The sequence below is a fragment of the Frigoribacterium sp. VKM Ac-2859 genome, assembly GCF_013204925.1.
In the GTDB taxonomy this organism is placed as follows: Bacteria; Actinomycetota; Actinomycetes; order Actinomycetales; family Microbacteriaceae; genus Frigoribacterium.
Genome location: NZ_JABMLC010000001.1, coordinates 299,354 through 319,516, shown reverse-complemented (window position 1 = coordinate 319,516; position 20,163 = coordinate 299,354). Strand labels below are relative to the sequence as shown.

19 protein-coding genes are annotated in these 20,163 nt (G+C 68.2%); 12 read left to right on the top strand and 7 right to left on the bottom strand.

Going from position 1 to position 20,163, the window contains the following annotated elements; translation table 11 throughout:
- Positions 1 to 33 precede the first annotated feature (33 nt).
- The 7 genes from rapZ to HQQ78_RS01510 all read left to right on the top strand — a co-directional run bounded on the left by rapZ (position 34) and on the right by HQQ78_RS01510 (position 5,910).
- Complete coding sequence (gene rapZ / locus HQQ78_RS01540; RefSeq protein ID WP_055972789.1) at positions 34 to 915, top strand: RNase adapter RapZ; 882 nt, start codon at positions 34 to 36, stop codon at positions 913 to 915.
- A 68-nt stretch (positions 916 to 983) separates the two neighbouring features.
- A complete protein-coding gene (whiA, locus tag HQQ78_RS01535) occupies positions 984 to 1,964 on the top strand; it encodes a DNA-binding protein WhiA (protein ID WP_159826586.1) in 981 nt (326 codons plus the stop codon).
- Positions 1,965 to 2,134: 170 nt separating this feature from the next.
- Positions 2,135 to 3,139 (top strand): type I glyceraldehyde-3-phosphate dehydrogenase, encoded by a 1,005-nt coding sequence (gene gap, locus HQQ78_RS01530; protein WP_043595015.1) that lies wholly within the window; start codon positions 2,135 to 2,137, stop codon positions 3,137 to 3,139.
- 63 nt (positions 3,140 to 3,202) lie between these two features.
- Positions 3,203 to 4,414, top strand: coding sequence for a phosphoglycerate kinase (pgk, locus tag HQQ78_RS01525; protein ID WP_173150855.1), 1,212 nt, complete (start codon positions 3,203 to 3,205; stop codon positions 4,412 to 4,414).
- Positions 4,408 to 5,196, top strand: a complete 789-nt coding sequence (tpiA, locus tag HQQ78_RS01520) for a triose-phosphate isomerase (protein ID WP_056045237.1) — start codon at positions 4,408 to 4,410, stop codon at positions 5,194 to 5,196. The genes pgk and tpiA overlap by 7 nt, the downstream gene beginning before the upstream one ends.
- Before the next feature lie 106 nt (positions 5,197 to 5,302).
- Positions 5,303 to 5,554: a preprotein translocase subunit SecG gene (gene secG / locus HQQ78_RS01515; protein ID WP_043595012.1), complete on the top strand. Its 252-nt coding sequence runs from the start codon at positions 5,303 to 5,305 to the stop codon at positions 5,552 to 5,554.
- Entirely contained in the window at positions 5,554 to 5,910 is a 357-nt protein-coding gene (locus tag HQQ78_RS01510; RefSeq protein ID WP_043595011.1) for an RNA polymerase-binding protein RbpA, read from the top strand. The genes secG and HQQ78_RS01510 overlap by 1 nt, the downstream gene beginning before the upstream one ends.
- Positions 5,911 to 6,021: 111 nt before the next feature.
- Here the strand turns inward: HQQ78_RS01510 and pgl are convergent, their stop codons facing one another.
- The 6 genes from pgl to tkt all read right to left on the bottom strand — a co-directional run bounded on the left by pgl (position 6,022) and on the right by tkt (position 14,248).
- Positions 6,022 to 6,792, bottom strand: coding sequence for a 6-phosphogluconolactonase (gene pgl / locus HQQ78_RS01505; protein WP_056045234.1), 771 nt, complete (start codon positions 6,790 to 6,792; stop codon positions 6,022 to 6,024).
- Between the two features lie 15 nt (positions 6,793 to 6,807).
- A complete protein-coding gene (locus tag HQQ78_RS01500) occupies positions 6,808 to 7,761 on the bottom strand; it encodes a glucose-6-phosphate dehydrogenase assembly protein OpcA (protein ID WP_173150854.1) in 954 nt (317 codons plus the stop codon).
- A complete protein-coding gene (gene zwf / locus HQQ78_RS01495; RefSeq protein WP_173150853.1) occupies positions 7,758 to 9,293 on the bottom strand; it encodes a glucose-6-phosphate dehydrogenase in 1,536 nt (511 codons plus the stop codon). The genes HQQ78_RS01500 and zwf overlap by 4 nt, the downstream gene beginning before the upstream one ends.
- Before the next feature lie 113 nt (positions 9,294 to 9,406).
- Complete coding sequence (locus HQQ78_RS01490; protein ID WP_056045225.1) at positions 9,407 to 11,002, bottom strand: glucose-6-phosphate isomerase; 1,596 nt, start codon at positions 11,000 to 11,002, stop codon at positions 9,407 to 9,409.
- A complete protein-coding gene (tal, locus tag HQQ78_RS01485; protein WP_056045222.1) occupies positions 10,999 to 12,126 on the bottom strand; it encodes a transaldolase in 1,128 nt (375 codons plus the stop codon). The genes HQQ78_RS01490 and tal overlap by 4 nt, the downstream gene beginning before the upstream one ends.
- 28 nt (positions 12,127 to 12,154) lie before the next feature.
- Positions 12,155 to 14,248 (bottom strand): transketolase, encoded by a 2,094-nt coding sequence (tkt, locus tag HQQ78_RS01480; protein WP_043595005.1) that lies wholly within the window; start codon positions 14,246 to 14,248, stop codon positions 12,155 to 12,157.
- 281 nt (positions 14,249 to 14,529) lie between these two features.
- Between tkt and HQQ78_RS01475 the strand changes: the two genes are divergently transcribed.
- Complete coding sequence (locus HQQ78_RS01475) at positions 14,530 to 15,453, top strand: heme o synthase (protein ID WP_123570072.1); 924 nt, start codon at positions 14,530 to 14,532, stop codon at positions 15,451 to 15,453.
- A gap of 4 nt (positions 15,454 to 15,457) precedes the next feature.
- Complete coding sequence (locus HQQ78_RS01470; protein WP_159826596.1) at positions 15,458 to 15,892, top strand: GNAT family N-acetyltransferase; 435 nt, start codon at positions 15,458 to 15,460, stop codon at positions 15,890 to 15,892.
- Between the two features lie 17 nt (positions 15,893 to 15,909).
- Here the strand turns inward: HQQ78_RS01470 and HQQ78_RS01465 are convergent, their stop codons facing one another.
- On the bottom strand, positions 15,910 to 16,878 hold the full coding sequence (locus HQQ78_RS01465) for a heme A synthase (RefSeq protein WP_371740306.1): 969 nt from the start codon (positions 16,876 to 16,878) through the stop codon (positions 15,910 to 15,912).
- Positions 16,879 to 17,177: 299 nt separating this feature from the next.
- Here HQQ78_RS01465 and sufB point away from each other — a divergent pair, with 299 nt between their 5' ends.
- From sufB to HQQ78_RS01450, 3 genes are read left to right on the top strand one after another with little or no spacing between them, the layout of a single operon-like run.
- Positions 17,178 to 18,596, top strand: coding sequence for a Fe-S cluster assembly protein SufB (gene sufB, locus HQQ78_RS01460; protein WP_056047429.1), 1,419 nt, complete (start codon positions 17,178 to 17,180; stop codon positions 18,594 to 18,596).
- Positions 18,597 to 19,823, top strand: coding sequence for a Fe-S cluster assembly protein SufD (gene sufD, locus HQQ78_RS01455; RefSeq protein WP_173150852.1), 1,227 nt, complete (start codon positions 18,597 to 18,599; stop codon positions 19,821 to 19,823).
- Positions 19,823 to 20,155: a non-heme iron oxygenase ferredoxin subunit gene (locus tag HQQ78_RS01450; protein ID WP_082460222.1), complete on the top strand. Its 333-nt coding sequence runs from the start codon at positions 19,823 to 19,825 to the stop codon at positions 20,153 to 20,155. Before sufD ends, HQQ78_RS01450 begins: the two co-directional genes overlap by 1 nt.
- The last annotated feature ends 8 nt before the right edge of the window (positions 20,156 to 20,163 follow it).

Below are 20,163 nucleotides of genomic sequence, written 5' to 3'. Positions count from 1 at the left end.
GCACCGCACGCCGACCCGGAGGACACCACCGACATGAGCGACGTCAGCGAACAGCAAGAGGTCCTGATCGTGACGGGGATGTCCGGCGCCGGGCGGTCGACCGTCGGCAACGCCCTCGAGGACCTCGACTGGTACGTGGTCGACAACCTGCCGGCGCAGATGTTGCGACCGCTGCTCGACCTGGCCGAACGTGCGGGGGACTCGCTCCCCAAGATCGCTGCCGTGGTCGACGTCCGCGGGGGACGCCTCTTCAGTGAGGCCCAAGAGGCCGTGCGCACCTTGCGGGCGAGCATGCCCAGCAAGGTGCGGGTGCTGTTCCTCGACGCGACCGACGCGGCGCTGGTCCGACGTTTCGAGCAGGTCCGGCGGCCGCACCCGTTGCAGGGTGACGGCACGTTGCTCGACGGCATCCTCGCCGAGCGTGCGCGCATGGAAGAGCTCCGCGAGACCAGCGACGTGATCATCGACACGTCGGAACTCAACATCCATCAGCTGGCCACGACGATCTCCGAGAAGTTCGCCGAGTCCGACCGCGCCGGGGTCCAAGTGACCGTCCTCAGTTTCGGGTTCAAGTACGGCCTGCCCACCGACGCCGACATGGTGGGCGACGCGAGGTTCCTCCCCAACCCGTTCTGGGTGCCCGCGCTCCGGCAGCAGTCCGGGCTCGACGAGCCGGTCACGACGTACGTCATGCAGCAGGACGGGGCCCGGGAGTTCGTCGACGCCTTCGCCGCTTCGCTCGTCCCCGTCTTGTCGGGCTATCAGCGTGAGAACAAGAGACACGCTACGATCGCCATTGGCTGCACCGGGGGCAAACATCGATCGGTCACCCTCGTGGGTGAACTGGCGGCGCGTCTGCGTGGACTCCCCGGCGTGGCCGTCAGCGTGAAACACCGCGACCTCGGCCGAGAATGACCCACCGAGGCGCTTCAGCACGCCCGTGTACCGACGACACCTCGACCTGACGAAAAGGAACAACCGGAGTGGCCCAGACTGCCGACGTCAAAGAAGAACTCGCCCGCGTCGAGGTGAGCAGGACGACGATCCGGGCCGCTGAGCTCGCCACCGTCCTCCGTTTCGCCGGGGGACTGCACCTCATCTCCGGTCGGATCGCCGTCGAGGCGGAGCTCGATTCCGCGCTCATCGCCCGGCGGGTCCGGAAGGACCTGGCCGAGCTGTACGGAGCCAGGAGCGACGTCGCGATGACGGCTCCTTCCGGCTCACGCCGCACCCCCGGGTTCCTCGTCCGGGTCCACGAGGCCGGTGAGACGCTGGCCCGTCAGACCGGGCTCATGGACGCCCGCCGACGACCCGTCCGTGGCCTGCCGAACCGGCTCACGACCGGCTCGCGCGACGATCTCGCCGCCATCTGGCGAGGGGCGTTCCTCGCGCAGGGCTCGTTGACCGATCCCGGTCGGTCCGCCTCGCTCGAGGTCGTGTGCCCCGGCAACGAGACCGCCATGGCGCTCGTCGGGGCCGCTGGCCGACTGGGCGTCGCGGCGAAGGCCCGAGAGGTCCGCGGCGTGCACCGGGTGATCATCCGCGACGGCGAGGCCATCGGCACCATGCTCAAGGTGATGGGCGCCGAGAAGAGCGTCACCGACTGGGAAGAGATGCGCCAGCGCCGCGAGGTGCGCGCGACGGCGAACCGACTCGTCAACTTCGACGACGCCAACCTGCGACGGTCGGCCCAGGCCGCCGTGGCCGCGTGCGCCCGCGTCGACCGGGCGATGGAACTGCTCGGCGACGACATCCCCGAGCACCTCAAGTACGCGGGCGAGCTGCGACTGGCCCATCGCGACGCCAGCTTGGACGAACTCGGCCACCACGCCGACCCCCCGATGACCAAGGACGCCGTCGCGGGTCGGATCCGTCGCCTGCTCGCCATGGCCGACAAGAAGGCCGGCGACCTGGGGTTGCCGGGTACGGACGCCAACCTGCCGCACGACCTCGACCTCGACTGAGGGGCGGCGGAGGGTCTTCACGACGTCACCGGAGGACGAATTCCGGAGGGCTGCTGCTACTGTCGTAAGCGGTGTCCGACCCGAGGTCATCGAGAGTTCGGGCGTCGCCACGGGCCTGGTCGCCCACACCCTCCACGCGTCCCCACGACGCCTGATCATCAGGAGTTTCATTGACCGTCAAGATCGGCATCAACGGCTTCGGTCGCATCGGCCGTAACTACTTCCGCGCGGCGCTCGCCAAGGGAACCGACATCGAGATCGTCGCCGTCAACGACCTGACCGACAACGCCGCCCTCGCGCACCTCCTCAAGTTCGACTCGATCACGGGACGTCTCGACGCGACCGTCGAGCTGGACGGCGACTCGATCGTCGTCGACGGCAAGCCGATCAAGGTCCTCGCCGAGCGCGACCCCGCCAACCTGCCCTGGGGCGAGCTGGGCGTCGACATCGTCGTCGAGTCGACCGGTTTCTTCACGAAGGCCGAGGACGCACGCAAGCACATCACCGCCGGCGCGAAGAAGGTCCTCATCTCGGCTCCGGCCACGGGTGACGACGCCACCATCGTGCTGGGTGTGAACGAGGGCATCTACGACCCCGCCAACCACCACATCATCTCGAACGCGTCCTGCACGACGAACAGCCTGGCCCCCCTGATGAAGGTGTTCCTGGACAACTTCGGCGTCGAGCGCGGTCTCATGACGACGGTCCACGCGTACACGGCCGACCAGAACCTGCAGGACGGTCCGCACAAGGACCCCCGCCGTGCCCGTGCCGCCGCGCTCAACATCGTCCCGACGTCGACCGGTGCCGCCAAGGCCATCGGCCTCGTGATCCCCGAGCTCGCCGGCAAGCTCGACGGTTACGCCCTGCGCGTGCCCGTGCCCACCGGCTCGATCACCGACGTGACCCTCGAGACCAGCACGCCGGTGACGGTCGAGCAGATCAACGCCGCCTACAAGGCCGCCGCCGAGGGTGAGCTCAAGGGCATCCTGGCCTACTCCGAAGACCCTCTGGTGTCGACCGACATCACGACCGACCCGCACTCGTCGATCTACGACTCGGGCCTGACCAAGGTCATCGGCAACCTCGTCAAGATCACCTCGTGGTACGACAACGAGTGGGGCTACTCGAACCGTCTCGTCGACCTGACGAAGTACGTGGCCGACCGCCTCTAGTCCGACCTCGGTGCCCCGGCCCTCACGGGCCGGGGCACCGTCCTCCGAACCCGAAACGAACCCATGAGCCTGCGTACCCTCGATTCCCTCGGTCCCCTGTCGGGCAGACGCGTCATCGTCAGATGCGACCTCAACGTCCCTCTGAAGGACGGCGAGATCACCGATGACGGCCGCATCCGTGCCTCCCTCGAGACCCTCGACCTGCTGATCAACCAGGGGGCCAGGGTCGTGGTCATATCGCACCTCGGCCGCCCCGACGGCGAGGCGAAGCCCGAGTACAGCCTTCGACCGGTCGCCCAACGCCTGAGCGAACTCCTCGGGAAGAGCGTCGGCTTCGCCGCGCACACCGTGGGTGACGAGACCGCCGCAGCGGTGGCCGACCTCACCGACGGCCAGATCGTCGTCCTCGAGAACCTTCGCTTCAACGCTGCCGAGACGTCGAAGGACGAGTCCGAGCGTCGGGAGTTCGCCGCACGCCTGGCCGAACTCGGTGATGTCTTCGTCTCCGACGGCTTCGGGGTGGTGCACCGGAAGCAGGCGAGTGTGTACGAGTTGCCCGCGCTCCTCCCGAGTGCGGCCGGGACGCTCATCTCGCGCGAACTCGAGGTCCTCGACAAGCTGACCGAGAACCCCACGCGTCCCTACAGCGTCGTCCTCGGCGGCTCGAAGGTCTCCGACAAACTCGGCGTCATCGAGCACCTCCTTCCCCGGGTCGACAACCTGCTCATCGGTGGAGGGATGCTCTTCACGTTCCTCGCCGCCCAGGGACTCCCTGTCGGCAAGAGCCTGCTCGAGAAGGACCAGCTCGACCGGGTCCGCGGGTACGTCGACGAGGCCGCGCGCCGCGGCGTCAACCTCGTGCTCCCCGTCGACGTGGTGGTCGCCTCGTCCTTCAGCGCCGACGCCGAGCACACGGTGGTCGCCTCGGACGGAATCGAATCCTCTGTTCTGGGCTCCGAGGCCCTGGGCCTGGATATCGGCCCCGAGACGGCCGCGCGCTTCGCGGAGACCGTCCAGACGTCGTCCACGGTCTTCTGGAACGGTCCGATGGGAGTCTTCGAGTTTCCTGCGTTCGCACACGGCACCCAGAAGGTCGCGGACGCGTTGACCCGCGTCTCCGGTCTCGGCGTCGTGGGCGGCGGCGACTCGGCAGCGGCCGTTCGTGCCCTGGGGTTCTCCGACGACCAGTTCGGCCACATCTCCACCGGTGGTGGAGCCAGCCTCGAGTTCCTCGAGGGCAAACGACTCCCCGGACTGGAGGTCCTCGGATGGTGACCACACGCACGCCCCTCATCGCCGGCAACTGGAAGATGAACCTCGATCACCTGCAGGCGATCGCGTTCGTCCAGAAGCTCGCATGGTCCCTCAAGGACGCCAAGCACGACTTCGACGCGGTCGAGACCGCGGTGTTCCCGCCGTTCACCGACCTCCGAAGCGTGCAGACCCTGCTCGACGCCGACAAGCTCGAGTTGGCCCTCGGAGCCCAAGACTTGTCCGCTCACGACTCGGGTGCCTACACGGGCGAGATCTCGGGGCAGTTCCTCGCCAAGCTCGACGTGCGCTACGTCCTGGTCGGGCACTCGGAGCGTCGGACGCTCCATGCCGAGGACGACGAGGTTGTGGCGACGAAGGTCGCCGCCGCGCATCGCTCGGGCCTCGTCCCCGTCGTCTGCGTCGGTGAGACGGCCGACGATCTCGAGCAGCACGGCCCCAGCGCGGTGCCGGTCGCCCAGCTCCGTGCGGCGCTCGCCCAGGTGCCGGCCTCCGCCGAGATCGTCGTCGCCTACGAGCCCGTGTGGGCCATCGGCTCCGGACAGGCCGCCACGGCCGAGCAGGCCGAGCAGGTCTGCGCGGCCCTGCGGGCGGCCCTTGTCGAGATCGTCGGTCCGGACGCCGCCGCCACCACCCGCGTCCTCTACGGCGGCTCGGTCAAGTCCACGAACATCGCATCGTTCATGCGAGAGCCCAACGTCGACGGAGCCCTCGTCGGTGGGGCGAGCCTCGACGTGTCCGAGTTCGCCAACATCGTCCGCTTCCAGGCGCACGTCGGCGTCTGACGGGCCGGGTGCGTCGCCCGTCGGCGCCCCTCCGACTCGGCCTGCCAGGGCGACGGCCTCTCGCGGTTATACTGTTCAGCGGTCTCACCGCATCGAAAGGTCCTACGTGGAAATTCTCCAGGTCATCCTGCAGGTGTTGCTCGGCATCACGAGCCTCCTGTTGACCCTCCTCATCCTGCTCCACCGCGGCCGTGGTGGCGGTCTCTCCGACATGTTCGGCGGTGGCGTCACGAGCAACCTCGGGGCGTCCGGCGTCGCCGAGCGCAACCTCAACCGCATCACGGTCTTCCTGGGTCTCGTCTGGATCACCTGCATCGTGGTCCTGGGCCTCATCACCAAGTTCGCGGCGGTCAGCTGATGGCCTCGGGCGGTAGCGCAATCCGCGGCTCGCGCGTCGGCGCAGGCCCCATGGGTGAGCAAGATCGTGGCTTCCACGCCGAGCGGATCACCATCTCGTACTGGGATGCCCTCGGCAACGAGGTCGTCCGCCACTTCGCGGCCAACGTGCCCGACGAGGAGATCCCCGAGACCGTCGACTCACCCTCGAGTGGATTGCCGGCAGGGCGCGACAAGGCGAACCCGCCGACGGTCGCGAAGCTCGAGCCGTACAAGACGCACCTCGCGTACGTCAAAGAGCGACGGACCGAAGAAGAAGCCGAGCAGTTGCTCGAAGAGGCTCTGCAGCAGCTGCGAGTCCGACGCGGCAAGGCCTGACCCAGCCGATCGCGCCTCCCGGTGTCTCCACACCGGACATGACGAAGGGCCCCGCAGCCGTGAGCTGCGGGGCCCTGCGTCATGCCGGCGTCGGTGCGCCCGCGGCGGGACTCAGTAGGTGGAGGCGATCAAGTTCTCGGGGACCTCAGCCGCCGCGTCCTGGTCGACGAAGAAGACCGTCCGCTTGCGTCCCTTGACCCCTGCCACCGGCACCTGGTCTGCGCCGGCACCCGCCAGGGCGAGCCCCAGCGACGAAGCCTTCTCGGCTCCGGCGAGGATCATCCAGACGCGCTGAGAGTTGTTGATGACCGGCAGGCTCAACGTGAGGCGTACGGGCGGAGGCTTGGGAGAGTCGTCGATCGTGAGCACGGTCGGCTCGAGCTGACGGATCTGTGCCTTGTCGGGGAACAACGAGGCGACGTGACCGTCGGGACCGACGCCGAGGAGCGTGATGTCGAAGCGGGGGGCCGCGTCGTCGGCCTGTGCGTGCTGCAGCAACTCGTTCCGGTAAGCGTCGGCGGCCGCCTCGACGTCGTCGAAGTCGCCGACCGCACCGAATCGGTGGACGTTCTCGGGCAGCAACCCGATGTGGTCGAGCAGGTCGATGCCGGCCTGGGTGTCGTTTCGGTCCGCGTCCCCTGCGGGGACCCAACGCTCGTCGGCCCACCAGATCGAGACCTTCGACCAGTCGACGCTGTCACGGGCCGGCGACGCGTTGATGGCCGCCAGCACGAGGGTGCTCACCGAGCCACCGCTGACGACGACCGACGCGTAGTTCTGCTCTTCGAGCACGTCGATGATCTTGGTGATGAACCGGGCGGCCACGGAGGCACCCAGCGATTCTTTGTCGGGGTGGACCAGCACCCGGCGTTCGTTCGTCACGGTTCTCTATCTGCTCTAGTTGCTCTGGACGGGTTCGCTCAGTTGGCCGACCCCGTGTCTCACGACGTTCCCGAACAGGTCGTCGGGGTCGAGTCTACGGAGTTCCTCGGCCAGGCAGTCGCGTAGCGAGCGGCGTGGCAGCGCGAGGTCGTGCGTGGGTTGACCCGGTTGGGTGAGTGTCGCCACGTCGTCCAGGGAGCGTTCGAGGACGATGGCCCCGGAGGCGCGGACCAGTTGGACACCGTGGATGCCGCTCGATCCCGTCGCCCGGGTCGTCAGCTCACCGTCGACGGGTACCTGGAGCTGCAGACGCAACCAGGCGGCCAGGAGCAACGTCGACGGAGAATCGGGTGCGCCGGAGACGCCGACCTCGGTGACCGATTCGTAAGGCGGCTGGTCGAGCACGGCAGCCAGTTGCGCCCGCCAGAGGGTGAGCCGGGTCCAGGCGAAGTCGGTGTCGCCGGGAGCGTAGCTCCGGGCGAGGTCGATGATCGACTGGCGTGGATTGGACTGGCTCGCCGCATCCGTGATCCGCCGTTGCGCGATGCGCCCCAGGGGAGACTCGGAGACGATGGCGGGAGCGGTCTTCGGCCACCAGGCGACGACGGGAGCGTCGGGCAGCAGGAGCCCGGTCACGAGCCCCTCCTCGTCGCTCGCGGTCTCTCCGTAGGCCCGCAGCAGGATGACCTCGCTGGCACCGGCGTCGCCGCCGACCCGGATCTGCGCGTCCAGTCGCCCGTCGACCTCGTCGAGATCGAGGTCCGTCGACGTGGAGACGACGATGACCCTCATGGGGTGCTCTCGCGAGGCGTCGTTCGCGGCCTCGATGGCTTCCTCCTCGTCACCGAGACGGGTGGAGATGATCAGGGTGAGGACTCGGCCCAGCGCGACCGCGCCTCCTTCTTCCCTGATCTTGACCAGCGTCTTCTGGACGCGGCTGATGGTGCTGTCGGGCAGGTCGACGATCACGGACGCCTCCAGGTACGGCCGTCACGGGCCATGAGTTCGTCGGCAGAGGCGGGTCCCCACGTGCCGGGTCGGTACTGTTCGGGCTGACCCTGAGTCGCCCAGAACTCCTCGATCGGGTCGAGGATCTTCCAGGAGAGCTCGACCTCCTCGTGCCGGGGGAACAGGGGCGGGTCGCCCAGGAGGACGTCGAGGATGAGACGCTCGTAGGCCTCAGGGCTCGCCTCGGTGAAGGCGTGCCCGTATCCGAAGTCCATCGTGACGTCACGGACCTGCGTGCCGATCCCGGGCACCTTGGACCCGAAGCGCAGGGTCACTCCCTCGTCGGGCTGGACCCGGATCACGAGGGCGTTCTGCCCCAGCGACGTCTGCGTGCCGAAGATGTTCTCGGGCACCTGCTTGAAGACGACGGCGATCTCGGTCACGCGACGGCCGAGACGCTTTCCGGCCCGGAGGTAGAAGGGGACTCCCGCCCACCGCCGGGTCGCGATCTCGAGCTTGATGGCGGCGAACGTCTCCGTCGTGCTCTTGGGATTCATGCCTTCTTCGTCCAGGAAGCCGAGCACCTTCTCTCCGCCCTGCCACCCCCCGGCGTACTGACCCCGCGCGGTTCCCGCGGCGAGGTCGGCGGGGAGGCGGACGGCCGAGAGGATCTTCTCCTTCTCGGCCCTGAGGTCGCGGGCGGCGAAGGTGACCGGCTCTTCCATCGCCGTCAGGGCGAGGAGCTGGAGGAGGTGGTTCTGGATGACGTCACGAGCGGCGCCGATGCCGTCGTAGTAACCGGCGCGGCCGCCGACGCCGATGTCCTCGGCCATGGTGATCTGCACGTGGTCGACGTAGTTGGAGTTCCAGAGGGGTTCATACATCTGGTTGGCGAACCGCAGCGTGAGGAGGTTCTGCACCGTCTCTTTGCCGAGGTAGTGGTCGATTCGGAACACGCTGTCGGGCTCGAAGACGGTCTCGACGACGGCGTTGAGCTCGCGGGCCGTGGTGAGGTCGCTGCCGAAGGGCTTCTCGATGACGACGCGTCTCCACGCACCGTCCTTCTCCTCGGCGAGGCCGGAGTTGCGCAGCTGCTCGGTGACCATGGGGAACGCCTTGGGCGGGATCGAGAGGTAGAAGGCGTGGTTGCCCATCGTGCCGCGCTCACGGTCGAGCTCTTCGATGGTGTCCTTGAGTCGAGCGAACGCGTCGGCGTCGTCGAAGACCCCCTGGACGAAACGGAAGCCTTCTTTGAGTTGACGCCAGACGTCTTCGTCGAACGGCGTGCGAGCGTGCTCCTTGACGGCCTGGTACACGACCTGTTCGAAGTCCTGGCCCTCGAATTCACGACGGGCGAAGCCGACGAGCGCGAACCCGGGGGGCAACAGACCACGGTTGGCCAGGTCGTACACGGCAGGCATGAGCTTCTTGCGGGAGAGATCACCCGTCACACCGAAGATGATGAGACCGCTGGGCCCCGCGATGCGGTTGAGACGTCGGTCGGAGGGCAACCGGAGCGGGTTGGACTCCGGCGTGATCGGCACCGGTGACATGATGTTCCGTTCTGTGGTTCGAAGGTGTTCCGGTCGGGACGGGCGGAGCCGGCCGGGAACACCGGTGGCAAGGCGAAAGGGCCGGCGCCCCTGGGGACGCCGGCCCTTTCGGCTCAGCGGAGTGCGGCGGTGATGACCGGCAGCGCGGCCGCCACGTCGGTCACCGTCAGCGTGAGCACGGGACGACCGTGCTCGGCCAGGACCTTGGCGTCACCGGCGGCCTGGGCCTGCACGAGCTGCCCGAACGTGAACGGGCTGTCCGGGATCTCGAGGTCGGTCGCGGGGACCTGCGTGATCTGCAGGAACACCCCGTTGGCCGGCCCACCCTTGTGGTACTGACCCGTCGAGTGCAGGAAGCGCGGACCCCATCCGAAGGTGACGGGACGCTGCGTGCGCATCGCGAGGAGGTCGCGGACCTCTTCGAGCTGCGGGTTCGCCACGCGGTCGACGTAGGCCTGGATCGAGACGTAGCCGTCATCGCTCAGGTGCGAGAGAAGCGCGGCCACGGCGGACTCGAGAGAGTCGCCCAGCTCGATTCCCCCGACCTCGCGGACCTCGACACCCTCGGCCGTGAAGGCCGGGGGAGTGGGCTCGGGACGGTCGTCGAGCAACGCCCGCGTCGCGACCTTGGCTGACTCGACGTCGGGCTGATCGAACGGGTTGATGTCGAGCAGACGCCCGGCCACGGCGACGGCGTACTCCCAGACCATGATCTGGCCACCGAGCGAACCCGAGATCTCGACCTCGCCGGGCGCGACCTCACGGGTCTCGTCGGCGTTCGCCACGAGACGGACGACCTGCACGTCGTGCAGCCCCGCCGTGATCTCGGGGGCGGAGGTGCCGATGACGACGGGGAGCAGGCCGCGACCCTGCTTGCCGGTCGACTCGGCGATGAGCTGTTCGGCCCAGTCCGGGAACCCCACGATGTGGGTGCCGTCGGCGACGATGGCGATCTTGTCGCGCAGGGGCGAGGTGCCTGCCAAGACGGCACCCAACACGAGACCCGGGTTGTCGGCGCGGTCCTGGGCCAGCTCGACCGTGACGGCGTCGGCCTCGGCGAGCAGCTCGCGGATGTCGGCACCGGCCAGGCCGGACGGCACGAGGCCGAACGCCGACAGGGCCGAGTAGCGCCCGCCGATGTTGGGGTCGGCGTTGAAGACGCGGTAACCGGCCTCACGGGCCTGCCCGTCGAGGGGCGATCCGGGATCGGTGACCACGACGATGCGCTCGACGGGGTCGATGCCGGCGTCGGTGAACGCCTTCTCGAAGGTCTTGCGCTGGCTGGCGGTCTCGACGGTGGAACCCGACTTCGACGAGACCACGAGCACGGTGCGCTCGAGACGGTCGGCGAGGGCCGTGAGGACCTGACCGGGCTCCGTGGCGTCGAGCACGGTGAGCTCGACGCCGTAGGTGCGGGTGATGACCTCGGGCGCGAGCGACGATCCACCCATGCCCGCGAGCACGACGTGGTCGACGCCCTTGGCGGCGAGCTCGTCCCGGAGCGAGTCGATCTCGTCGAGCAACGGAGTCGAGACCACGACGGCCTCGGTCCAGCCGAGACGCTTGGCGGACTCGTCCTCGGCGTCAGGGCCCCACAGGGTGGGGTTCTGAGCCGTGATGCCCGAGGCGACGAGGTCGCTCACGAGCTGCGGGACGACCGTCTCGACCGCCTGTGCGGCGTCGCCGCTGGCAGCGATGGTGATGGTCACTTGGACTCCCCGGCGGGCTTGGCGGCCTCGAGGGCAGCGGTGACCGTGTCGAGCAGTTCGTTCCACGAGACGACGAACTTCTCGACGCCCTCTTTCTCGAGGGCCTCGGTCACGTCGTCGTACGAGACGCCCTGCGCCGCGATCGCGTCCATGGTCTCGTTGGCCGAGGCGTAGGAGGCGCTGATCGTGTCGCCACGGACGTCACCGTGGTCGAAGGTCGCCTCGAGCGTCTTCTCGGGCATCGTGTTGACGACGTCCTGGGCGACGAGCTCGACCACGTACGTGGTGTCGAGGACGGCGGGGTCCTTGACACCGGTGGAAGCCCAGAGGGGACGCTGCTTGTTGGCACCGGCGGCGAGGAGGCCCTTGGCCCGCTCGGTGTCGAAGGCCTGCTGGTAGACCTCGTAGGCGAGCTGGGCGTTGGCCACGCCGGCCTTGCCCTTCAGGGCCTTGGCCTCGTCGGTCCCGACCGCGTCGAGACGCTTGTCGATCTCGGTGTCGACGCGCGACACGAAGAACGAGGCGACGGAGTGGATCTCGGTGATGTCGATGCCGGCGGCCTTGGCCTGCTCGAGACCCGTGAGGTACGCGTTGATGACGGCGCGGTAGCGCTCGAGGCTGAAGATCAAGGTCACGTTGACGCTGATGCCCTGGGCGATGACGGCGGTGATGGCCTCGAGGCCCTCGACGGTCGCGGGGATCTTGATCAGGGCGTTGGGGCGACCGACCTTGGCGGCGAGCTTGACCGCCTGGTCGATGGTGCCCTGCGCGTCGTGCGCGAGACCGGGCTCGACCTCGATCGACACGCGGCCGTCGAAGCCGTCCGTCGTGTCGTAGAGCTCGCGGAAGATGTCGCAGGCGCGGGTGACGTCGTCGGTCGTGATCTCGAAGACGGCGTCCGTGACGCTGACACCGGTCTTCGCGAGCAGGGCGACCTGGTCGTCGTAGGCCTCGCCCTTGGCGAGAGCCGACGCGAAGATCGTGGGGTTGGTGGTGACGCCGACGACGTTGCGCTCGGCGATCAGCTTCTGGAGGCCGCCCGCGTTGATGCGCTCACGCGAGAGGTCGTCGAGCCAGATGCTGACGCCTGCGGCGGACAGCTGTGCGGTGTTGGAATCGGTCATGGTGTTCTTCTCTTTCCTTCGTCGTCGCTCAGAGAGCGGCGATCGAGTCCTTGGCGGCGGCGACGGCGGCTTCGGTCGTCATGCCGAACTGCTTGAACAGCGTCTTGTAGTCGGCCGAAGCACCGAAGTGCTCGATCGACACGCTGCGACCGGCGTCACCGACGATGCCGCGCCACGGCATGGCCACACCGGCCTCGATCGAGACGCGGGCCTTGACGGCGGCCGGGAGGACCGCCTCCTTGTACTCGTCGCTCTGCTCGTCGAACCACTCGATGCTCGGTGCCGAGACGACGCGGGCGTTGATGCCCTCGCCGCGCAGGACCTCACGGGCCTCGACGGCGATCTGCACCTCGGAACCCGTGGCGACGAAGATCACGTCGGGCGTTCCGCCCGGTGCCTCGGCCAGGACGTAGGCGCCCTTCGCCACGTTCTTCGCCGACGCGAAGGTGTCACCCTCGGCGTCACCGGTGCCGCGCTCGAAGACGGGCAGGTTCTGACGGCTGAGCGCGATGCCGGCGGGGCCGTGGTGGCGCTCGAGGATCGTCGCCCAGGCCCAGGCCGTCTCGTTGGCGTCGGCGGGACGCACGACGTCGAGGTCGGGGATCGCGCGGAGCGACGCGAGCTGCTCGATCGGCTGGTGCGTCGGACCGTCCTCGCCCAGGGCCACGGAGTCGTGGGTCCAGACGTAGATCGCCGGGGACTTCATCAGTGCCGCGAGGCGGACCGCCGGGCGCATGTAGTCGCTGAAGATCAGGAACGTGCCACCGAACGGGCGCGTGTTGCCGTGCAGCGTGATGCCGTTGAGGATGGCGCCCATCGCGTGCTCGCGGATGCCGAAGTGCAGAACGCGACCGTAGGGGTCTCCGCTCCACTCGTCGGTCGACCACTCGGTGGGGACGAACGACTTCGAGCCCGTGATCGTCGTCAGGTTCGACTCGGCCAGGTCGGCCGACCCGCCCCAGAGCTCGGGGACCACGCCGGCGAGGGCGTTGATGACCTTGCCGGAGGCGGCGCGGGTGGAGACGTCCTTGCCTGCCTCGAAGACGGGGAGCGCTTCTTCGACGCCCTCGGGCAGCTCGTTCGCGAGGATGCGGTCGAGCATGACCTTCTTGTCGGGGTTGGCCGACGCCCAGGCGGCGAGCTTCTCGTCCCACTCGGCGTGCTGGGCCTGACCGCGCTCGACGGCCTTGCGGGTGTGCTCGAGGACGGCGGGGTCGACGTCGAAGGACTTCTCGGGGTCGAACCCGAGGACCGACTTGAGGCCGGCGACCTCGTCGGCGCCGAGGGCCGAACCGTGGATCTTGCCGGAGTTCTGCTTCTTGGGCGAGGGCCAGCCGATGATCGTCTTGAGGATGATCAGGGAGGGCTTGTCGGTGACGGCCTTGGCCTTCTCGATGGCGTCGTGCAGCTCGGCGACGTCCTCGACGTACTCGCCGGTCTTCTTCCAGTCGACGACCTGGACGTCCCAGTCGTAGGACTCGAAGCGCTTGTGGACGTCCTCGGTGAAGGCGATGTTGGTGTCGTCCTCGATCGAGATCTGGTTCGAGTCGTAGATGGCGACGAGGTTGCCGAGCTTCTGGTGCCCGGCCAGCGACGCGGCCTCGCTCGTGACGCCCTCTTGCATGTCGCCGTCACCGGCGATGACGTACACGAAGTGGTCGAAGGGGCTCGTGCCGGGGGCGGCGTCGGGGTCGAACAGGCCGCGCTCGAAACGGGCGGCGTAGGCGAAGCCCACCGAGCTGGCGAAGCCCTGGCCCAGCGGACCGGTGGTGATCTCGATGCCGTCCGTGTGGCCGTACTCGGGGTGGCCGGGGGTCTTCGAGCCCCAGGTGCGCAAGGCCTCGAGGTCGTCGAGCTCGAGACCGTAGCCGCCCAGGTAGAACTGGATGTACTGCGTCAGCGAGCTGTGGCCGACGGACAGGATGAACCGGTCGCGACCGATCCAGGTGCTGTCGCTCGGGTCACGACGCATGACCTTCTGGAAGAGCAGGTACGCGGCGGGCGCCAGGCTCATCGCGGTGCCGGGGTGACCGTTGCCGACCTTCTCGACCGCGTCGGCCGCGAGGACGCGGACCGTGTCTACTGCTTTGTTGTCAATGGATTCCCATTGCAGATCTGCCACTGGAAGTTGACCCTTCTTGATGCGAACTGCGCGGGGTCGATTCGCTCCCGCGCTGACGTGCGCCTGCCGAGACGTCGTCGGCTGGGTCGCACACACGCCGGGGCGGAGATCGGGACGGTTCGTCCGGTGATTCGGGACCGAGAGGGCGTACGACTGGCAAGCACCTGTAAGTATAGGGACGAACCCCCTTCGCCCGTCCGCATCGGCCGAGGGTTCGCCGTCAGCGTCGACGTTCATCGCCTAGACTCCTTGGGCAAACCGTTCGTCTCGTTAGAGGACTCATGACCGCAGCCGTTGACATCCGCCCCGACACGTCACCCCGGGGCTTCCGTCGCAAGGCTCGGGCGTACGTCGCCCTCACGAAGCCCCGCGTGATGGAGCTCCTGCTCGTCACCACGGCGCCGACGATGTTCCTGGCCCAGGGGGGCATCCCCAACCTGTGGCTCGTCGCCGCGACCCTGATCGGTGGGGCGCTGAGCGCCGGCTCGGCCTCGGCCTTCAACTGCTACATCGACCGCGACATCGACCGCATCATGAAGCGGACCCAGGGCCGACCGCTCGTGACCGGCGAGGTCAGCGACCGCGAGGCGCTGATCTTCTCGTACGTGGTCGGCGTCGCGTCGATCGTCTGGCTCGGCCTGACGGTCAACCTGCTCTCGGCGGCGCTGTCGCTCGGGGCGATCCTCTTCTACGTCGTCGTGTACACGCTCTGGCTGAAGCGCCGCACGCCGCAGAACATCGTGTGGGGCGGCATCGCCGGGTGCATGCCGGTGCTCATCGGCTGGGCCGCCGTCACGAACGACCTGTCCTGGTCGGCCGTCATCCTCTTCATGGTCATCTTCCTCTGGACGCCGCCGCACTACTGGCCGCTGTCGATGAAGTACCGCGACGACTACGCCGCGGCCGACGTCCCCATGCTCGCCGTGGTGCGCGGCCGGTCGATCGTCGGCCTGCAGGTGATCCTCTACGCCTGGGCCACCGTGGTCTGCTCGCTGATCCTCGTCCCCGTCGCAGGCATGGGCGTGCTCTACACCGTCGTGGCACTCGCGAGCGGGGCCTGGTTCGTCTGGGAGTCGCACCGGCTCTACAGCCGGGCCATCCAGCACGTCGCCGAGGTCCGTCCGATGCGCGTCTTCCACAGCTCCATCACGTACCTCACGCTCCTGTTCGTCGCCGTTGGGGTCGACCCCCTGCTGCCGTTCTGATCCCGTGAGGCCGTCCGACTGGACCGTCCGTCCGGCGAGCCCGGACGACCTCGAACAGCTGACCGCTCTCAAGCTCGTGGTGCTGCGACCCGAGTTCGAGAGGCTCGGCATCTGGAACCCGGCCCGCCACCGGGCTCGATTCGTCCGCGAGTACGTGGCCGACGAGACACGAGTCGTCGAAGGCGACCAGCGCCTCCTCGGCTGCATCGCGCTTCACCCGGACGGCGACACGACCTGGCTCCGTCACTTCTACCTGGTCGAGGAGGCGCGGGGTCACGGGATCGGGACGACCCTCCTCGCGCAGGCGATCGACTCGGTCACCACGGGGTCGGTCACCCTCGACGTGCTCACGGGAAGCCGAGCCGTGTCGCTCTACGAGCGGACGGGCTTCGTCGTCGTCGAGCAGGACGACGTCGACACCGTCATGCGCCGGGGCTAGACCCCCGGTCGCCCGGGTCAGACGCGGGCGGCGGCCGCCTCGACGATCGGCTCGACCTCGTCGGGAGCCTGGTCGTTGCGCAGCGATAGCACCACGGCGGTCGTCGTGGCCACCAGCAGCGCGGCCAGGACCATGTGACTCCCCACGAGCAGGGGCGGCAGTCCGGAGCGCGCCTGGGTGATGCCGACGGCGATCTGGACGAGTTCGACGCCCAGCAGGGCCACGGGGAACCGACGGGGGAGGCCCGCCTGGGCGGTCCAGGCGAGGACCGCCAGGGTGAGAGCGAGGGTCGCGTAGGCCGGCCAGCTGTGGACGTGGTCCATGATCGCCGGGTCGAGGCCGTTGCGGGGGGTCGCCGCATCGCCGGCGTGGGGGCCGGAGCCGGTCGTCAGGACGCCGACGATCACGGTCACGCCGACCACGGCGGCCGTCACGTGGACGAGTCGCGCATAACCACGCGGAGTGGCGGCGTGGTGCCCACGGGGCCCGCGGTACACGCGCCAGAGCAGGGTGGTGGTGAGGGCGACGAGGGCGATCGAGACGACGAAGTGTGCCCCGACGATGTACGGGTTCAGACCGGTGAGGACGGTGATCCCCCCGAGCACGGCCTGGAAGGGGATGCTCAGGCCCTGGACGAGGGTGAGCCAGAAGAAGTCGCGGCGGACCTTCCGCATCCGCAGCACGAAGAGGAAGGCGAGGATGACGACGAGCGTGAGCACGAAGGTCAGGAGACGGTTGCCGAACTCGATGACCCCGTGGATGCCCATCTCGGGCGTGCTGACGAAGGAGTCGGCGGTGCAGCGTGGCCAGGTGGGGCAGCCGAGCCCTGATCCCGTGAGCCGCACGGCACCTCCCGTGCCGATCAGCAGCACCTGGCAGACGAACGACGCCCACGCGACGAAACGGACCCGGCGATCGACGGTCGTGGGGAGCCACGACCAGGCTCGGGTCAGGACTCCGGTGGCGCCCACCTGTGCGTTGCTCACGACTTGCTGCCTTTCGTCACTTTCGGCGGTCGGCCCTGTAGAATCAACGGGTTCAGGAACACGACCCGGCAGGGTGTCGACGGAGACATCCGAAGGACGTGAGATCCGCAGAAGCGGGACACGGCCTTCATCAACAGTCTAAGCAACGCCACCTGACGTCTCGATCATGTCGAGCGTCGGCGGACGGAGCGGCGGCAGCCGACGTGTTCGACTCGCAGGGCGAGCAGCTGGGCCGCTCCACCACCCGGGGAATGCCGTTCGGCCGACCCGTGTTCGGTCCGGCAGAGAAAGAGGTAGTCATGTCAGACGTGTTGATCGATCGACCCGAGCTCGAGAGCCTGGGGCAGTACGAGTTCGGCTGGTCCGACTCCGACACCGCGGGCGCCTCGGCGCGCCGTGGGGTGTCACCCGAGGTCGTCACCGACATCTCGAACTTGAAGAGCGAACCCGAGTGGATGCTCAAGAACAGGCTCAAGGGCCTGACGCTGTTCGAACGCAAGCCCATGCCGACGTGGGGTGCCGACCTGTCGGGCATCGACTTCGACAACATCAAGTACTTCGTCCGGTCGACCGAGAAGCAGGCGACGACCTGGGACGAGCTGCCCGACGACATCAAGAACACCTACGAGAAGCTCGGCATCCCCGAGGCCGAGCGCAACCGCCTCGTCGCCGGCGTCGCCGCCCAGTACGAGTCCGAGGTGGTCTACCACCAGATCCGCGAGGACCTCGAGCAGCAGGGTGTCATCTTCATGGACACCGACACCGCGCTGCGCGAGCACCCCGAACTCTTCCAGGAGTACTTCGGCACGGTCATCCCGGCCGGTGACAACAAGTTCGCCGCACTGAACACCGCCGTGTGGTCGGGCGGCTCGTTCGTGTACGTGCCCAAGGGCGTCCACGTCGAGATCCCGCTCCAGGCGTACTTCCGCATCAACACCGAGAACATGGGTCAGTTCGAGCGGACGCTGATCATCGCCGACGAGGGCAGCTACGTCCACTACATCGAGGGCTGCACGGCCCCGATCTACAAGTCGGACTCCCTGCACTCGGCCGTGGTCGAGATCATCGTGAAGAAGAACGCCCGAGTGCGGTACACGACGATCCAGAACTGGTCGAACAACGTGTACAACCTGGTCACCAAGCGGGCGATCGCGCACGAGGGCGCCACCATGGAGTGGATCGACGGCAACATCGGCTCGAAGGTGACGATGAAGTACCCGTCCATCTACCTGGTCGGTGAGCACGCCAAGGGTGAGACCCTGTCCGTGGCCTTCGCGGGCCCCGGTCAGCACCAGGACGCCGGCGCGAAGATGATCCACATGGCGCCTTACACGACGTCGTCCATCGTGTCGAAGTCGATCGCGCGAGGCGGCGGTCGCGCGGGTTACCGTGGCGAGGTCCGAGTCGACGAGGCTGCCCACCACGCGGCCAACACCGTCCGCTGTGACGCCCTGCTCGTCGACACGATCTCTCGTTCCGACACCTACCCCGCGATCGACATCCGCGTCGACGACGTCCAGCTCGGTCACGAGGCGACGGTGTCGCGGGTCAGCGAAGAGCAGCTCTTCTACCTCATGTCACGCGGCATGGCCGAAGACGAGGCCATGGCCATGATCGTCCGCGGCTTCATCGAGCCCATCGCCCGCGAACTCCCTATGGAGTACGCGCTCGAACTCAACAAGCTCATCGAGATGAGCATGGAAGGATCAGTCGGCTAGATGTCCGCCGCAGCACCCACCACCACACCAGAGCCCACCACCACGCCGGGCGTCCAGCACGGCGCGCGTGCCCACAGTGACGGCGGCTGGGGCCTCGTGCCCGTCCAGACGCGTTCCGAACGGTTCACCTCGGTCGACCCCACGGCCTTCCCCGAGGTGACCGGTCGCGAGGTGGACTGGAAGCTCAGTCCGGTGTCGCGCCTCCGTCCGTTGATCGACGGAGGCCTCGACGGCTCGCCCTACGCCTACCTGGCCCGCGAGACGCCCGGCGCGACCGTCGAATGGGTCGACCGGTCCGACTCCCGGGTCGGCACGGCGGGCACTCCCGAGGACAAGGCCGCCGCCAACGCGTGGTCGAGCGTCGAGAAGGTGCTCGTCGTGACCCTCGACGGCGACGAACCGTCGGCCATCACCATCGGCCGCTCGGGACTCGACCGTGCACCACGGGCGGGTCACACGCTGATCCACGCCAAGGCCAACAGCCAGTCCATGGTCGTCCTCCGCAACACCGGATCGGCCAAGCTGGTCGAGAACGTCGAGATCGTCGTGGACGAGGGCGCGCACCTCACCGTCGTCACGCTCCAGGAGTGGGACGACGACGCCGTGCACCTCGCGAGCCACCACGCCCGGATCGGGCGCGACGCCCAGCTGAAGCACTTCGTCGTCAGCCTGGGCGGTTCGGTCGTCCGGGTCAACCCGTCGGCCCACCTGGCCGAGCAGGGCGCGGACGCCGAGCTCTACGGCGTGTACTTCGCGGACGCCGGTCAGCACCTCGAACAGCAGGTGTACGTGAACCACGACGCCCCCAAGACGCGGAGCCGGGTGAACTACAAGGGCGCCCTGCAGGGCGCCGGTGCCCGCACGGTGTGGATCGGCGACGTCCTGATCGGTCGGACGGCTCCCGGCACCGACAGCTACGAGCAGAACCGCAACCTGGTGCTGAGCGAGGGCACGCGCGCCGACTCGATCCCGAACCTCGAGATCGAGACCGGCGACATCGAAGGCGCCGGTCACGCCAGCGCGACGGGTCGCTTCGACGACGAGCACCTCTTCTACCTCCAGTCGCGCGGCATCTCCGAGCACGAGGCGCGTCGCCTCGTCGTCCTCGGATTCCTCGTCGAGGTCATCCAGAAGATCGGGGACGCCGACCTGCAGGCCCGCCTCGTGGACGCCATCGAGGTCGAACTGGCCGCGGGCGAGGCGACCTCGACCGAGACGATCGCCTGATGGCGACGAAGGTCTGCGGCGTCGACGACGTCAGCCCCTCCCAGGCCCACCGCGTCGTCGTCGACGGCGTCGCGATCGCCGTCGTGAAGGACAGCGCCGGCACGATCCACGCCATCGGCGACACCTGCACCCACGGCGACATCTCGCTCTCCGAGGGCTTCGTCGAGGACGACACCCTCGAATGCTGGGCCCACGGCTCGAAGTTCGAGCTCACCACCGGCAAGCCGCTCACGCTGCCCGCCTACGAACCCGTACCGGTCTTCTCGGTCTCCGTCATCGACGGCGAGGTGTACGTCGACACCACCTCGACCTCCACCGACGCCGCACAGTAAAGGAACAG

Excerpts from the sequence above, each read along its gene's own strand:
- tpiA (WP_056045237.1), top strand. The coding sequence starts at position 4,408 with ATGGTGACCACACGCACGCCCCTCATCGCCGGCAACTGGAAGATGAAC.
- HQQ78_RS01475 (WP_123570072.1), top strand. The coding sequence starts at position 14,530 with ATGACCGCAGCCGTTGACATCCGCCCCGACACGTCACCCCGGGGCTTC.
- rapZ (WP_055972789.1), top strand. The coding sequence starts at position 34 with ATGAGCGACGTCAGCGAACAGCAAGAGGTCCTGATCGTGACGGGGATG.
- HQQ78_RS01510 (WP_043595011.1), top strand. The coding sequence starts at position 5,554 with ATGGCCTCGGGCGGTAGCGCAATCCGCGGCTCGCGCGTCGGCGCAGGC.
- zwf (WP_173150853.1), bottom strand. The coding sequence starts at position 9,293 with ATGTCACCGGTGCCGATCACGCCGGAGTCCAACCCGCTCCGGTTGCCC.
- sufB (WP_056047429.1), top strand. The coding sequence starts at position 17,178 with ATGTCAGACGTGTTGATCGATCGACCCGAGCTCGAGAGCCTGGGGCAG.
- sufD (WP_173150852.1), top strand. The coding sequence starts at position 18,597 with ATGTCCGCCGCAGCACCCACCACCACACCAGAGCCCACCACCACGCCG.
- HQQ78_RS01450 (WP_082460222.1), top strand. The coding sequence starts at position 19,823 with ATGGCGACGAAGGTCTGCGGCGTCGACGACGTCAGCCCCTCCCAGGCC.
- pgk (WP_173150855.1), top strand. The coding sequence starts at position 3,203 with ATGAGCCTGCGTACCCTCGATTCCCTCGGTCCCCTGTCGGGCAGACGC.
- tal (WP_056045222.1), bottom strand. The coding sequence starts at position 12,126 with ATGACCGATTCCAACACCGCACAGCTGTCCGCCGCAGGCGTCAGCATC.